Annotated in this window: 16 protein-coding genes; 15 read left to right on the forward strand and 1 reads right to left on the reverse strand. The window is 42.8% G+C overall.

The genetic code is table 11. The features are described 5' to 3' along the window. Positions 1-5 precede the first annotated feature (5 nt). From hypB to yajC, 15 genes are all read left to right on the forward strand, one after another. Entirely contained in the window at positions 6-665 is a 660-nt protein-coding gene (hypB, locus tag L1765_RS01860) for a hydrogenase nickel incorporation protein HypB (protein WP_236403839.1), read from the forward strand. Then, a complete protein-coding gene (gene hypF / locus L1765_RS01865) occupies positions 650-2,950 on the forward strand; it encodes a carbamoyltransferase HypF (RefSeq protein ID WP_236403841.1) in 2,301 nt (766 codons plus the stop codon). Before hypB ends, hypF begins: the two co-directional genes overlap by 16 nt. A gap of 32 nt (positions 2,951-2,982) precedes the next feature. Continuing rightward, complete coding sequence (locus L1765_RS01870; RefSeq protein ID WP_236403850.1) at positions 2,983-3,207, forward strand: HypC/HybG/HupF family hydrogenase formation chaperone; 225 nt, start codon at positions 2,983-2,985, stop codon at positions 3,205-3,207. Next, a complete protein-coding gene (hypD, locus tag L1765_RS01875; protein WP_236403857.1) occupies positions 3,191-4,306 on the forward strand; it encodes a hydrogenase formation protein HypD in 1,116 nt (371 codons plus the stop codon). Before L1765_RS01870 ends, hypD begins: the two co-directional genes overlap by 17 nt. Further along, positions 4,303-5,304, forward strand: a complete 1,002-nt coding sequence (hypE, locus tag L1765_RS01880; protein ID WP_236403860.1) for a hydrogenase expression/formation protein HypE — start codon at positions 4,303-4,305, stop codon at positions 5,302-5,304. Before hypD ends, hypE begins: the two co-directional genes overlap by 4 nt. A gap of 129 nt (positions 5,305-5,433) precedes the next feature. Further along, entirely contained in the window at positions 5,434-6,192 is a 759-nt protein-coding gene (locus L1765_RS01885; RefSeq protein WP_236403863.1) for a YebC/PmpR family DNA-binding transcriptional regulator, read from the forward strand. Positions 6,193-6,285: 93 nt separating this feature from the next. Then, positions 6,286-6,855, forward strand: coding sequence for a BofC C-terminal domain-containing protein (locus L1765_RS01890; RefSeq protein WP_236403866.1), 570 nt, complete (start codon positions 6,286-6,288; stop codon positions 6,853-6,855). Positions 6,856-7,075: 220 nt separating this feature from the next. Then, positions 7,076-7,579 carry a crossover junction endodeoxyribonuclease RuvC gene (gene ruvC / locus L1765_RS01895; protein WP_236403869.1) on the forward strand — a complete coding sequence of 168 codons (504 nt, stop codon included), beginning with the start codon at positions 7,076-7,078 and terminating at the stop codon, positions 7,577-7,579. Further along, on the forward strand, positions 7,576-8,193 hold the full coding sequence (gene ruvA, locus L1765_RS01900) for a Holliday junction branch migration protein RuvA (protein WP_236403870.1): 618 nt from the start codon (positions 7,576-7,578) through the stop codon (positions 8,191-8,193). The genes ruvC and ruvA overlap by 4 nt, the downstream gene beginning before the upstream one ends. 12 nt (positions 8,194-8,205) lie before the next feature. Further along, positions 8,206-9,207, forward strand: coding sequence for a Holliday junction branch migration DNA helicase RuvB (gene ruvB, locus L1765_RS01905; RefSeq protein WP_236403873.1), 1,002 nt, complete (start codon positions 8,206-8,208; stop codon positions 9,205-9,207). Next, a complete protein-coding gene (locus L1765_RS01910; RefSeq protein WP_236403876.1) occupies positions 9,204-9,422 on the forward strand; it encodes a DUF2905 domain-containing protein in 219 nt (72 codons plus the stop codon). Before ruvB ends, L1765_RS01910 begins: the two co-directional genes overlap by 4 nt. 276 nt (positions 9,423-9,698) lie before the next feature. After that, on the forward strand, positions 9,699-11,831 hold the full coding sequence (locus tag L1765_RS01915) for a SpoIID/LytB domain-containing protein (RefSeq protein ID WP_236403879.1): 2,133 nt from the start codon (positions 9,699-9,701) through the stop codon (positions 11,829-11,831). Positions 11,832-12,446: 615 nt separating this feature from the next. Next, the gene (queA, locus tag L1765_RS01920; protein WP_236403881.1) at positions 12,447-13,475 is read left to right on the forward strand and encodes a tRNA preQ1(34) S-adenosylmethionine ribosyltransferase-isomerase QueA; all 1,029 of its coding nucleotides are present in this window, start codon (positions 12,447-12,449) and stop codon (positions 13,473-13,475) included. Between the two features lie 42 nt (positions 13,476-13,517). Then, positions 13,518-14,648 (forward strand): tRNA guanosine(34) transglycosylase Tgt, encoded by a 1,131-nt coding sequence (gene tgt / locus L1765_RS01925; protein ID WP_236403883.1) that lies wholly within the window; start codon positions 13,518-13,520, stop codon positions 14,646-14,648. Between the two features lie 13 nt (positions 14,649-14,661). Continuing rightward, positions 14,662-14,961: a preprotein translocase subunit YajC gene (yajC, locus tag L1765_RS01930; RefSeq protein ID WP_236403885.1), complete on the forward strand. Its 300-nt coding sequence runs from the start codon at positions 14,662-14,664 to the stop codon at positions 14,959-14,961. A gap of 131 nt (positions 14,962-15,092) precedes the next feature. Here yajC and L1765_RS01935 read toward each other — a convergent pair whose 3' ends face one another. Beyond that, positions 15,093-15,458 (reverse strand): TIGR04086 family membrane protein, encoded by a 366-nt coding sequence (locus L1765_RS01935; protein WP_236403888.1) that lies wholly within the window; start codon positions 15,456-15,458, stop codon positions 15,093-15,095. Between the last annotated feature and the right edge of the window lie 121 nt (positions 15,459-15,579).

The raw sequence follows: 15,579 nt of genomic DNA on the forward strand, positions 1-15,579 counted from the left end.
CTAAAATGAAAGTCACTTTAGATAAAAATGTATTAACAGACAACCAACTGGCGGCCGATTTTAATCGGCGTCAGTTTCTGCAGAGTAAGACGTTGGTTATTAACATGATGAGTTCTCCTGGTGCGGGCAAAACTACACTCCTGGAGAAAACTGTGGAGAAATTGGCTCACGAATTTACGATTGGAGTTATCGAAGGGGATCTTGCCACAGAAAAAGACGCGGATCGGATTCGAACACTAGGCGCCCAGGCCGTTCAAATTAATACGGGTGGAGGTTGTCATCTGGATGCGCGGATGATCGCCAAAAGATTACCGGAATTTGATTTGGATGAGATTGACATTCTTTTTATTGAAAATGTGGGTAATCTTGTATGTCCATCAGGTTACGACTTGGGACAGACTTGTAAAATTGCCGTTTTATCCGTTCCGGAAGGAAACGATAAAATACCAAAATACCCTGTGATGTTCCGACGTACCGAACTTGTCGTGTTGAATAAAATTGATCTCCTTCCCTATTTGAACTTTAATGTGGAAGAGGCAGAGACAGATTTGAAGGGGATTAATCCGGATTCTCGCCTGCTCAAGGTTTCGGCGATCACAGGTGAAGGTATGGAAGAGTGGATCAACTGGATCCGGGGCGCATATAAAAAATGCAAAGAGCAATAGAAATACGAGTTACTGGACGGGTCCAAGGAGTAGGATTTCGTCCTTATATCTTTTTCTTGGCAGATAAATATCATCTTGTCGGAACGGTACAGAATAATCTAGATGGTGTTCGAATAAAGGTGGAGGGAGAAGATTCCGATCTATCTGCTATGCTTCAAGAATTGCGGAGTCACCCGCCGCGTTTGTCCAAAATAGATGAAATTACGGTAAAGAATATACCGATCCAAGGATATAGTCGTTTCGAGATTGTTCCAAGTGAGCGATCAGGAAAAGCGTCAATTGTCATCCCGATTGATTCGGCAGTGTGTGAAGAATGCTTGGGGGAAATGAGAGATCCAGATGATGTTCGCTACCAATATCCCTTTATCAATTGTACGCAGTGTGGTCCGCGTTATACGATCATTGATCAGTTACCCTATGATCGTCAATACACGTCAATGGCTGCCTTTCCAATGTGTGAGAAATGTACAGCCGAGTACCATGATCCGAGAAATCGACGCCATCATGCCCAGCCGATTGCCTGCCCAGTCTGTGGTCCTCAATTGAAACTGTTGAACATAGCAGGTGATGAGATCAAAGGAGATGCATTAGCCTTGACCAGGTCACTATTGAAAAATGGTGCCATTGTGGCCATTAAGGGCCTGGGCGGTTATCATCTGGCCTGCGATGCGTATCATGAGGATGTCATCAAGCGATTACGCCAGCGAAAGAATCGCCCGAACCGTCCGCTGGCAGTAATGGCAGCTTCACTTGAAGAGGTGAGGCGTTATTGTCATGTTTCCGATGCAGAAGTAAATCATTTAACTTCTCCGGAGAGGCCGATTGTTGTTTTGGAATTAAAGGGTGACAGAACAGAACCTATGTTATCGGAAGCTATAGCACCGGGAATGAACACCCTTGGCGTCATGCTTCCCTATACCCCATTGCATTACTTGTTATTTGATGAATCATTGACTCTTTTAGTCATGACCAGTGCCAATCCGTCCGGCCAACCGATTTTATTCAGGGATGATCAGGCACTTACCTATTTGAATGGCATCGCAGACTATATTCTGACTCATGATCGGGAAATTCTGCATCCATTAGATGACTCGGTTGTACGGGTGAAATCAGATGTATCCTATTTTTTTCGGCGATCACGAGGTTATGTTCCAGATCCAATTTTCACCGATACAAATGTCCATGACGTTGTCGCCCTTGGAGGACAGCAAAAAAATACGTTTGCCATTGGAAGGCATCATCAGGTCTTCCTCGGCCCCCATATCGGAGATATGGAAACCATGGAAATGGTAGATTTTTTTCAAACAGCGTATGAACATTTGAAGAAATGGATGGGGATTGAAGCGGAATTCATCGCTGTGGACAAACACCCTGAATATACAACCACCCGATTGGCTGGAGAGATGGAAGGGGAAATCGTATCTGTACAACATCACCATGCTCATATGGTTTCATGTATGGAGGACAATCGGTTAACCGACCCTTGCTTTGGCATGATTTTGGATGGAACTGGATATGGGGATGACGGAAATATTTGGGGTTTTGAATTACTCTATGGTGATGCTACCCGCTATGAACGTTTGGCGCATCTTGACTACTGGCCATTACCAGGAGGAGAGAAGGCGATTAAGGAACCATGGCGTAACGCTGTGGGAATGTTGTTTCATTTCTTTGGAGAAGAAGGAAAACAATGGGCTAAACGATTATTTCCGAATTACTCGACTGAAATTGAGTTACTGACGAATATGGTGCGAAAGAAAATCAATGCCCCCCTAGCTGGAACCTGCGGACGGTTGTTTGATGCCGTCAGTGCCATGCTCGGAATTTCCATGCTCTCTACCTATGATGGGGAGGCTGCGATACGCTTGTCTGAGCAAATGGTAGGGGAAGTGACGAAGGAAGAAGGCTATTCATATGATCTAATCAGTTCAGAAGATAAAACGATGGTTATTGAGATTCGCCAGGGTTTGCGGGAACTTGTTCATGACATTTTTTCCAATGTTCCAATTCGGACAATGATCAATCGATTTCACCGTTTGATTGTGTCGGCTTGTGAAAGTGCCGTCATTCAATCGATAGAAAGGTATCCGAATTATAACCGGAAAGTCGTATTGTCAGGAGGTAGTTTTCATAATCCTTATCTTTCGCAAAAAATTGCCGATGGCTTGAAAAAAGCAGGAGTTGAAGTTTACGTTCACAGGCAGGTACCCTGCAGTGATGGTGGATTGTCCCTTGGTCAGTTAATAATCGCAGCCAATAAAAGGAATAGTCGAATGAACAATTGAGATACAATTATGAAATGTAAGGAGAAGATATTATGTGTATAGGCGTCCCAGCAAAAGTAATTGAAAAACAGGAATATACAGCGGTGGTCGATGTGATGGGAACTAAAATGAATGTGGGCATAATTATGGTTCCTGAAGTGTCAGAAGGAGATTATGTGATTGTCCACGCCGGTCAGGCGATGTCCATTATTGATGAGGAATATGCGCGATTAAGTATCGAGGAATGGAGGAAATTAGCGGATGATACAAATTCTTGATCAATTCTCTAATCCGGACTTAAGTCGCAAATTATTGGATAAAGTTAAGAATCTAGCAGAAACTTTTATTGAAAAACATGGCCGTAAACCGGTAATCATGGAGGTATGTGGTTCCCACACCATGGCGCTGGCACGATCGGGGATTAAACAGGCACTTAGGGATTATGTCAAATTAGTATCCGGACCGGGCTGTCCTGTTTGTGTAACTGATCAAAAGTCGATAGATGCCATGATACAACTGGCTCAAGGTGATGGAAGAATTATTTGCACCTTTGGTGACATGATTCGTGTCCCTGGTTCAAATGGTTCACTATTGGATGCCAAGAGCGAAGGAAAGGATATCCGCGTGGTTTATTCACCTTCTGATTCGGTTCGTATAGCAGAGAAGAATCCGGATAAAGAAGTGATATTTTTAGGGATCGGATTCGAAACTACCATCCCATCCCTGGGGATCGCTTTAAAGGAGGCGAATGAAAAGGGATTAGAGAAATATTCCATGTGGGTAACGACCAAGTTGGTTGAACCTATCCTCCGCGTTCTTTTAGAAGCACAGGAAGTGAAACTAGATGGTTTTTTACTACCAGGACATGTGTCCATTGTCCTCGGAAAGCACAGTTATCATTACTTGGTTGACGAGTATGGGGTTCCTGGGACAATTTGCGGATTTGAGCCCGTAGGTGTTTTGGGTGGAATCTACAAATTGATTGCCATGCTGCTGGATGAACGGGTAGAGATCGAGAATTATCATACTCACGTTGTTACCCATTCCGGAAATTCATTTGCACAGGAAATTATGAAGACGTACTTTAAGGAATGTGATGAATGGTGGCGAGGCCTGGGTGTTATTCCCAATAGTGGCTTAGATATTCGCAAAGAATTTGCACATTTGGATGCCAAGAAAAAATTTAATGTTCATGTGGGAGAACCCCGCAAAACCAAATGTCGTTGTGGAGATATCCTCCGCGGACTAGCAGTTCCTGAGGATTGTGTGTTATATGGTAAAGCCTGTACCCCATCAAAGCCCATCGGCCCTTGCATGGTATCAAGTGAAGGTACGTGTGCGGCTCATTACCAGTATATGAGGGGGGATATCATATGAGTAAGAGGATAAGTATGGCCCATGGGGATGGCGGTGAATTGGCTCACCAATTGATCCGGGATGTATTTATCAAACATTTTGGACATCAACAGGAGCCAATGATGGATGCGGTAACCTTTTCAAGCTCGGGTCTCGTTGCCGTTTCCACTGACAGTTTTGTGATTAAGCCTATTTTTTTTCCCGGAGGCAATATTGGAAAGTTGGCTGTCGCGGGAACAGTGAATGATATTGCTGTAAGTGGGGCGATTCCGAAGTATTTGACGGCTGGATTTATTATTGAAGAAGGCTTTTTGCTTCATGATTTGAATACCATTGTAGAATCGATGGCTAAAGAGGCAGAAAAAGCAGGTGTGAAAATTATTGCTGGTGATACAAAGGTAGTGGAACACGGAAAAGCGGATGGCCTGTATATCAATACGACGGGTGTTGGTTTTCATTGTGAAGAGATAAGTCTATCTCCTCAGGGAATAGAGGAGAGCGACTCAGTCATTGTGAGCGGTACGATTGGTGATCACGGAATTGCCATTCTTACTTCCCGTGGCGAGTTGGGTCTCATGACAGACATTCAGAGTGATTGTGCTTCTTTGAATAATATGATTGAAGAAACCTGTAGAGGGGTTAAGGGTATTCGAATTATGAGGGACCCTACTCGCGGAGGGCTGGCAACGACTTTGGTGGAAATATGTGAAGATTTTAAGGTGACGATAGAATTAGAAGAAAGCTCTCTGCCTGTCAGACGGGAAGTGAAGGGGGCCTGCGACATGCTGGGATTTGATCCTCTTTACTTGGCCAATGAAGGGAAGGCTGTTTTGATTGTGGCCAAAGAGGATGAAGAACGTGTTTTGAAAGCTTTGCATAATCATGAATATGGAAAAGAGGCAAAGGTAATCGGGAAGGTAATCGGAAGAGGCAAAGGCAATCTTTTTCTTAAAACACCCCTGGGAAATACACGTCGCCTGAGCCGGTTAACTGGAATGCATTTACCTCGCATTTGTTAGATAGAGTGCGTTACTTGAGCTAATTGCGATATGTGGCAAGCTAAGCGGGGCAAGGGTTAGCTTTGACCAACTGACAATCCTTATGCTACACTAACCATGGAATTTGATGTAAAGGGGAGTCGTAGAATAATGGCTGGCCATTCTAAATGGAAAAATATTCAGCATCGAAAAGGTAGACAAGATGCGCAGAGGGGAAAAATATTTACCAAGATTTCAAAGGAAATTTATGTGGCTGCCCGTCAAGGGGGCGGAGACATCAATACCAATAACCGTCTTCGTATGGCTGTTAATAAGGCAAGAGAAGCCAATATGCCCAATGATAATATTGAACGAACCATAAAAAAAGCCCTGGGTGAATTGGACGGAGTAAATTATGAAGAAATCACTTACGAAGGATACGGTCCTGGAGGAGTTGCCGTATTGGTGAATGTATTGACAGACAACAGAAACCGTTCGGCTGCTGAGGTCAGGCATATCTTCTCAAAAAATGGCGGGAACCTAGGGGAATCAGGTTGTGTATCCTTCCTCTTTGACAGGAAAGGCTCTTTAACTATCGATAAGGAAACCACCAACCAGGATGAAGATGAGGTCATGATGGCAGCGTTGGAAGCAGGAGCCGAGGATTTTGTGGTAGAGAAGGATGGTTACCAAATCTATACGACTACAGATGATTTTGAAAAGGTTAAGACATCCTTGGAGAGTCAAGGATTTGCATTTTCTTCTGTTGAAATCACCATGGTTCCTCAAACCCAGGTTAAATTGACCGGAGATGAGGTTCCTAAGATGTTGAAGTTGATGGATATGTTGGAAGATAATGATGATGTGCAAAACGTGTATGCTAACTTTGATATTGATGATGAAGAATTGGATAAATTAGGGGCATCATAAATGTCTCTTGTATAAAATCCCTTTTATCTGGAAATAATGATGAAAACCAGGTTAAAAGGGGTTTTTCGCATGTGGTTTTTAAGAAAAATTTTTTTGAAGAAATATAAAAGGAAATCTTGGATCACATTAGGAGCGTTATTTGCGGGCATTATTGGAATTTTTCTTTTGGGAACTTTGCTCCTTGATGATACGATGATTAACTTTAAAGGAAAAAACGCAGCAGAGAAAGAAAATATCCAAGCCGTGGAGGCTCTCGGCAAACAGCCCATTGAGGTTGTATACCAGATTAGATATGTCTGTGGAGTAACCGACGAAATAAGAGAAACCGTCCTAATGGATAAATTGTCCCAACTTGATAAGGAATGGGAATTAATTCGTGCCACAGATAAAGAGATGGTTTATTTGAAACAGGTGGATGATTTAGCTCCTGCTTGTAAAGAAAATGGGTATATGGGATTGTCTGAAGGCGGAGTACTTACTTTATTCTTAGGTCCTCCCGCAGACAAAAAAGTGATTCAAACCTTTTACCCTTTAGATACGGAAAGGTTGGAGTCAAGCCTTCCTTCCGAAGAATTGAAGTTGCTGCAAAGTGGAATCAGGGTAAGGAATCTGGCGGAGTATAATTCAATCCTTTCTACTTACGGAGCATTTGCCAAATCATAGGTGATAATCATAGGAACGTTAACGATGAGAATCATCATCATATATATCCACTGATAAAATCGAATGTTTTTTCAGTGGATTTTTTATTTCTACACACTGGATGAGGAGATAACATTTCGAAAAGACTTCGATAAACGATGCTGTTATGTTAGAATAGCGATGTGATAAAATTTTATGATAAGAGTTGGCATAGTTTAAATGCTTCGTTAGGGTGAACCAAATGAGAATATTAGGGATTGATCCCGGAGTGGCTATCGTCGGATTTGGCATTGTTGAAAAAAAGGGATCTCAGCTGAAACCTGTTCAGTACGGCTCTATCCAGACAGCATCTGATTTGCATATGGCTGCTCGGCTTAAACAAATATATGGGGCGACTCTTGAACTGATAGAAGAATATCAACCCGCCTGTCTGGCTATAGAGAAGCTGTTTTTTAACCGAAATGTGACTACGGCTATTACCGTCGGACAGGCCAGGGGGGTTCTGCTTCTTGCTGCTGAACAAAAACGCCTTTCCATTTCAGAATATACCCCTTTGCAGGTGAAGATGTCTGTCGTAGGGTATGGGCAGGCTGAGAAACGTCAGATTCAAGAAATGGTTAGGGTTTTATTAAAGTTAAAGGAAATCCCAAAACCGGATGATGTGGCTGATGCATTGGCCATTGCCATTACCCATGCCCATTCGTCCACCCTTGAAAAATACATATATGGAGATACATCATTATGATGGAATATATCAAAGGAATGTTAAGTGAATTGGAATCGGATTACCTGGTTGTAGAATCAGGAGGAATCGGATATCGTTTATTTTGCGGAAACCCGTTCTCCTATCAGCATTTGCTTCATCAGGAGGTAAAGGTATTCGTTCATCTTTATGTTCGGGAAGATGTTATGATGTTATATGGATTCTTAACCAAAGGGGAAAGGGAACTATTTCGCAAGCTTCTTGATGTATCGGGAATTGGGCCCAAAGGAGCATTATCTGTCATTTCTGCGGCTCCTCCTGAACAAATTATCTCTGCGATACAAAAGGAGGATGTCAGCTTTCTCACAAAATTCCCCGGAATCGGTAAGAAAACAGCCCAGAGAATTATTTTGGAGATGAAAGATAAACTGAAAAACATGCCGTTTTCAAACGGAATAGAGCCAATAAAAACAGAAAATCAATATCCTATATCGTCTGTTCCTCTGTTAGACGAAGCTGTAGAAGCCCTCCTTGCACTTGGTTATACACAAGGTGAAGTGGACCGGGTTATTCTTCATTTGCGGGAGGAAGATAAAGCATATTCTTCCATTGATGAAGTGTTGAAAAGGGCATTAAAGGAATTGGCAAGGGGATAAGGAGGAAAACGAATGGAAGAAAGGATCATTTCGACTCATATGATGCCCGAAGATGAAGGAGTAGAGTATAATCTTCGTCCAAGATACCTATCTGAATACATAGGCCAGCAGCAGGTTAAGGAAAATCTGAAGGTGTTTATTGAGGCTGCTAAGATGAGAAAAGAGGCATTGGATCATGTTCTGCTATATGGTCCGCCTGGATTGGGTAAAACAACCTTGTCCGCGATTATTGCCAATGAGCTTGGGGTTAACCTGAGAACCACTTCAGGACCAGCCATTGAAAGGCCAGGGGATTTGGCAGCCATTCTCACTAATTTACAAGAAGGGGACGTTCTTTTTATCGATGAAATTCACAGGCTGCATCGTACAGTGGAAGAAATTTTGTACCCGGCGATGGAGGATTTTGCCTTAGATATTATTATTGGAAAAGGACCAAGTGCCAGATCGGTCCGATTGGATCTTCCTCCTTTTACTCTGATTGGAGCCACCACAAGGGCTGGTTTGCTTTCTTCTCCGTTAAGGGATCGCTTCGGAGTTGTCAGCCGTCTGGAATACTATACCGTTGATGAGCTCACTTTTATTGTGACCAGGGCAGCAGATATTTTGCAGGTTCCCATCCACGAGACGGGTGCAAGAGAGATTGCTCTGCGTTCCCGGGGAACCCCTAGGGTGGCTAACCGTCTGTTGAAAAGGGTAAGAGATTTTGCCCAGGTTAAGGGGGATGGCATCATTACCGAAAAAGTGGCCAAAGAAGCATTAGAAATGATTCAAGTAGATCGCCTTGGGCTGGATCATATTGACCATAAACTTATTCTTTCTATCATTCAAAAATTTAAAGGTGGTCCGGTAGGAATTGATACCATTGCCGCGACCATAGGTGAAGAAGCCAATACCATTGAGGATGTATATGAGCCCTATTTGTTGCAAATTGGTTTTTTACAGCGAACACCGAGGGGACGAATGGTTGCTCCATTAGCTTATCAACATTTCCAATTGGAGGTGCCAGAATCTTGAATCCTGTTGCAAAAATGTTAATAGGACTTGGGATTGTTTTGATTATGATTGGGTTGATTTGGCAAATTGGCGGCCGTTTTCTCCCCCTTGGAAGGTTGCCGGGGGACATTGTGGTGGAGAAGGAGAATTTCAAGTTTTATTTTCCGGTGATGACAAGTATCATATTAAGCATTGTGCTCACGGTGCTTTCCTTGATTTTTCGATGGTTCCGTTAATCAATATGTTTCCTTATGGGTCATGATCGTCTATATAGACGGAATTAAAGATTTATACGGACAGCCTTCGAGTTCGTACTGAGCGAAAAGGCTCAAGAACGGGAATTACCCTCAATCTGACTCCATCTTCGAGTTTCCCAGATGTTTTTGAGGGCTCCGTTCTTTAGACTTGAAGCGGCCTTTAATTACTTCACGCGAGAACTCGACAAGCGGATGTGTAAATCTTTAATTCCAGATCTATAGCATGAAATATAACGAAAGAAAGGACGACTTCTGTTGAAAAGAAAAATCATTATGCTGCTGTTAGCTTCTATGGTTATCCTTTCATCTGTCTCATGGAATGCCCAGGCCCAAGGGATATCCGGGTTGACTTCCATCCGGGTTGCTCTTTTCGTTGACATTGGAAAATATGATCGGGCCACTGTTCCTACCGTAACATTGTCCAGTGAAACAGGAATGGACATTTTTTGGCTAAAAGATACCAATTCGTTCCCGTATCTTAGTGTAGTGGATCGTTCTTCCCTGCGCATCAGTCCAGACCTGTTTCAGGTCTTGGTTGAAGAGACCAAGGATATGAATAAAGCCCAGCAGGTGGCTGAAATTTTAAGTACATATGATTTTTCTTCAGAGGTTTTGGTGGATAACCAAAAAGGAGAATCCGTCTTTCAAGTGATCGTTGGAGCGGAATCTTCTTATGAAAATGCAGTGGCCCTAAAGGACCGCATTGCCCTTCTTTCCATGCTCAGAGGAAAGGTGATTGGGAATTTGCGCTGGAGTGCGGGAACCTTTACAACGGAAGGAGAAGCGCTAAATCTTCTTACCCAGTTATCCAATTCAGGATTTCCGGTACAGTTGGCAATGACCCATGACGGAAATGGCCAGCTTCAATACAATGTCTGGGTGGGAAGGGCTGCCACATCAGAGGAATTCACATCCCTTTATCAGGAAGTAGTTGCCGCTTATCCGGATATAAACTTGCAGCCTGTTCAGCAAACCGCTTATCTGGTTAAGAAATATGATGCTGTTTTTTCCGGCAAAAATATTGAATATGTTCCCCATTACTATTTTTCCCCGTCCCAAGTGATCATTGCCAAGCCCAGGGAAAGTAGCGGAAAGACTCCAGTGATCCAGGTTGCCGAAAAAAATAACAGAAAATACCGTGGTGTGATAGAACTTAGGATGTTTCAGGATTCCTACACTGTCATTAACGAACTGCCCTTTGAAGAATATTTGTACGGTGTTGTAGGATCTGAGTTGGCTACTGGCTGGCCTTTAGAATCCCTGAAAGTACAAGCAGTTATTGCACGAACCTATGCCTTGGGATTGGGGAATAAATATGGTATTGCTCATCTTTCTGATACCACCTTTGAGCAGGCTTATAAGGGTTTTACTGTAGAAGGAGAAGATATAAGAAGAGCTGTCGACAGTACTAGGGGAGAAGTAATAACCTATAATGGGAAATTATCAGCTACCTATTACTATTCTAACGCCGGCGGGATGACAGCTGGAGGAATAGAAGTATGGGGAAACGATGTTCCATATCTCCAGCCGGTGCCCAGTAAGGACGAATTGCCGGAGAAATTGGCTCCTCGCTGGTTTCAAATTGTCCTTCCCGAAGGAGAGGTCGGATATGTCCGCTCAGATTTTGTTACAGTGTTATCTGAGAAGAGCCCCCTGGGATTTCCCTATGGATATATTAATACAACTGATTTAAATTTTCGGACTGGTCCAAGTGTTGACCATGAAAGCACGAAATTGTTAAATCCGGGAGTAAGGGTAATCATTATTAATGATGTTCCCCAGGATAATGCTTATTCATGGATCGCAGGGCCATTTACATCTGAGCAAATTACCAAATTGGTGAATGATAGCATGGATGAAACGGGAATCCGTTTTATCAATAACATTACTTCCCTTGAGGTGACAAAACGTGGGCCCTCGGGAAGGGTGATGGAAATGAAGGGGAATGGGCAGGTGATTCCCGTATCTAGTCCTGACCGCTACCGCTCTGTATTTAAGGAAAACAGAGGGGGAAGCTCTGTTGGTTTGAGAAGCACCCTCTTTGAAGTGGAAGAAATGGCGGGTGTGACGGTTCTTGGTGCTGAGGGGAAATCAGCTAAATATCCGGAAATCAACTCCTCCTTGGCAGTGATATCTCAGCCATATGGAATTGGACTCCCGGCTGCTAGCCCAAATGGGTTTAATGATTATTTCTTTGCTTATTCTTCAAATAAACAGCTCCGTGTAGTTTCCAAGACCCCGATGTTTCGCTTCATTGGAAAGGGTTATGGACATGGTTTGGGGCTTTCTCAATTTGGTGCTAGAGCATTGGCAGAGGATGGGTATGATTACCAGCAGATATTGAAACAATATTATTCAGAGGATATTTCTATCACCAAGATCCAGTAGCAAGAGGATAAAAGTCTTATACTTTATTTTCGAAAATTGGCTCAGCTGTAACCCTGCTCCTTATGCAGGAGGAATTGACTTATTTGGATCTTGAGCCCAAATTCTATCCTTTCTGTCTTCGCTTAAGTTGAAGTCCTTCAATGCTTCATATTGGTAAATTGGTCAAGTTGTATCCTTGTTCCTTGCCTTGTCTCCCTTCACAAGGTTGGTTACACTGTCCGGTTCAATCGTTTTTCTCAGAGCCCTCAAAACATCTGGGTATTCCAATGAGGGAGACAGTTGAGGGCTTATTGCTGATAAAAACGATTTCTCCTAGGCCGGAAGGGGCCGGTCTGCGTCACAAGGATACAACTGAGCCAATTCATCCTGCGTAGATGGAAAGACTATCCTTTCTTTCTGAACGATTTTTGAAATCCTTCCCAATGAAGACTTTCTGTCGAGGATGAAGCAGAGGGTAGTCTCGCACCTTTGAGTTACCCAGATGTTCCCGATGCGCCAAGTCAGAAAGTCGAATGGACATAAGATTCCTCTTTGCCGGATTTCCAGGGGAGTGAAGGAAGAAAGGATAGTCTTAATATTCACATTTACAGATCTACTGAATAAAGGAGAAGTTTTATGGAAATTGAACTCTTTGATTTTCAACTCCCAGAGGAACTGATTGCTCAGCATCCGGCATCTGAAAGAACCGGATCCAGGCTTTTAACCCTAGATAGAAAGACAGGCCGGCTGGAGCATCACAGGTTCCCTGAACTGCTTCAGTTCTTGAGATCGGGAGATGTGATGGTACTAAATAATACCCGAGTTATACCGGCTCGTTTATACGGAACAAAAATGGAGACTGGGGCCCACATTGAAGTTCTTTTGTTGAAGGATGTGGGGGATGAAAAGTGGGAAGTTCTGGTTCGCCCTGCAAAAAGGGTGAAAGTAGGAACAGTACTTCAATTTGGAAATGGAATTCTAACCGCACAATGTGTGGAGGAACTACCGGAGGGAGGAAGAATTCTTCGCTTTTCTTATCAAGGTGTGTTTCTAGAGGTATTGGATCAGTTGGGAGAGATGCCCCTTCCTCCTTATATTAAAGAAAAACTATCTGACAAAGAAAGATATCAGACCGTTTATGCCCGGCATCCCGGTTCCGCTGCTGCTCCCACTGCAGGTTTGCATTTTACTGCGGAACTTCTTGAAGAGATTAAGAAGGTAGGAGTGCAAATAGTCTATATTACTCTCCACGTAGGTCTTGGCACATTCCGCCCAGTGTCGGTGAAAAAGGTGGAAGAGCACCAAATGCATGCAGAGTATTTTGAGTTAGAACAAGAAGCATCCCGGATTATTCAGGAAGGGAAAAAGAACGGCGGAAGAATCATTGCTGTCGGGACTACCACAACAAGAACCCTTGAATCAGTTGCTGGGCTGCATAATGGAACCATTGTCCCCTGTAAAGGTTGGACAGACATTTTTATTTATCCCGGATATACATTTAAAATAGTAGACGCCATCCTTACCAATTTTCATTTGCCAAAATCTACGTTGGTGATGCTGGTAAGTGCTTTTGCCGGTCGGGAGAAAATCATGGCTGCTTATCAGGAAGCGGTTAAAGAAAAATACCGCTTTTTCAGTTTTGGCGATGCCATGTTTATCTATTGAATGACAAATGATACCTGAATCTTGTAAGGAGGTCCAAAACCCTTGGCTATTCGCTACGAATTAATCAAGACATGTAAACAAACGGGAGCCCGTCTTGGGCGTTTACATACACCCCATGGAGTCGTTGACACTCCTGTATTTATGCCAGTTGGAACCCAGGCATCGGTAAAAGCTATGGGTCCTGAGGAATTGAAAGAATTGGGAGCACGTATCATTTTAAGCAACACTTACCATCTGTTTTTAAGACCCGGACACGAAATTGTCAAAGAAGCCGGGGGACTTCATTCTTTTATGAATTGGGATGGAGCCATTTTAACAGATAGTGGAGGTTTCCAAGTATTCAGTTTAAGCCAGCTTAGAAAAATTACAGAAGAAGGAGTGATCTTTCGCTCCCATTTAAGCGGGGAAAAGCTGTTTATTGGTCCAGAAAAGGCCATGGAAATACAAAATGCTCTGGGAGCTGATATCATCATGGCTTTTGATGAATGTCCCCCTTATCCTGCGGAATGGGAATATGTCAAACAGTCCCTGGAAAGAACAACAAGATGGGGAAAACGATGTTTGGAAGCCCACCAAAGAAAAGAAGATCAAGCCCTTTTTGGTATTGTTCAAGGAGGGGTGTACCGGGATTTAAGGGAGCAGAGTGCGGCAGAATTAATGGAACTTGATTTTCCAGGATATGCAGTGGGTGGATTAAGCGTTGGTGAGCCCAAAGAACTGATGAATGAGGTATTGGATTTTACGGTACCTTTGTTGCCAAAGGATAAGCCTCGTTATTTAATGGGTGTTGGATCACCGGATGCATTGTTTGATGGTGTTATTCGAGGAATAGACATGTTTGACTGTGTTCTTCCCACACGGATTGCGCGAAATGGAACCACCATGACCAGTAGGGGAAGATTGGTTATACGTAACGCACAATATGCCAAGGATTTTGGACCTTTGGATCCTGACTGTGATTGTTACACCTGCCGAAACTATACTAGAGCCTATATCCGACATTTAATTAAAGCAGATGAGATTTTTGGAATTCGATTAACCACTTATCATAACCTTTATTTTCTGGTACATTTAATGGAGGAGATTCGAAAAGCCATTGCCGAGGATCGACTCCGGGATTATCAGCATCAATTTTTCAGCCAATACAGGTTGAATGAAAATAGAAATTTTTAAAGGAGGGAAGAACATGCTAGAACTGGCGCAAGCAGATGCTGCACAAGGAAACTTTTTAACTTCTATATTGCCACTTATCCTGATATTTGCGATTTTTTATTTCTTTTTAATCCGTCCCCAACAAAAAAAGCAAAAACAGCGCAATGCCATGTTAAATGCATTGAAAAAAGGGGATAAGGTGGTAACCATTGGAGGACTCCATGGAACCATCGTAGAACTTACCGATGATAAAGTAACACTACGTGTGGCTGACAACGTCAAATTGCAGTTTGAACGTCAAGCCGTAAATAGCGTGGTTCAATCGGAAGAATAATTTCTGGACAAATGCACTGCCAGTATAAGCAATGCGAATACATAAAGGACTCCAACATTGCGGAGTCCTTTTCCCTTTAGTTGATATCATTTCCTGCTTATTTTCGATCTACTTCTGAGATGCTTGCACTTTTATTTTTTCATGTTTACGCCTAGAATTCCACCGATGGCACCCAATACAAAGGAAACAAGGATATAGGCGAGAAAAATCCAGGAAATTATAGCATCAAATGCTAAGAATCCGATAAGAAGGATGACAATACCGTACATAAGCCCAGTTAAGCCTCCGGAGTACCAACCCCTCTGTTGCGATCTTTTGCCTGCAATAAAACCACCAATAAGAAGAGCAAGCGTATTAATACCATAGGTAAAATAAGGAATGCTTGCTTCCCTGACACTGGTTAATTTTAATATCAAAGCGGTTAACAGGGAACCAATAATTACAATGAGAAGAGTATAAAATAAACCTGAAAGGGTTGGGGAAAAAGAAGATTTCATCGGCAAAACCTCCTGATTATCATTTGTACAACTGTATGCTTGTTTCGCAACAAATATGTATTTTCATAATTGAAAGATTCTAGACGCATCTTTTATAGTCTTGTATAATGGGGTGGAGTTA

This window comes from Microaerobacter geothermalis, from assembly GCF_021608135.1.
GTDB lineage: Bacteria > Bacillota > Bacilli > DSM-22679 > DSM-22679 > Microaerobacter > Microaerobacter geothermalis.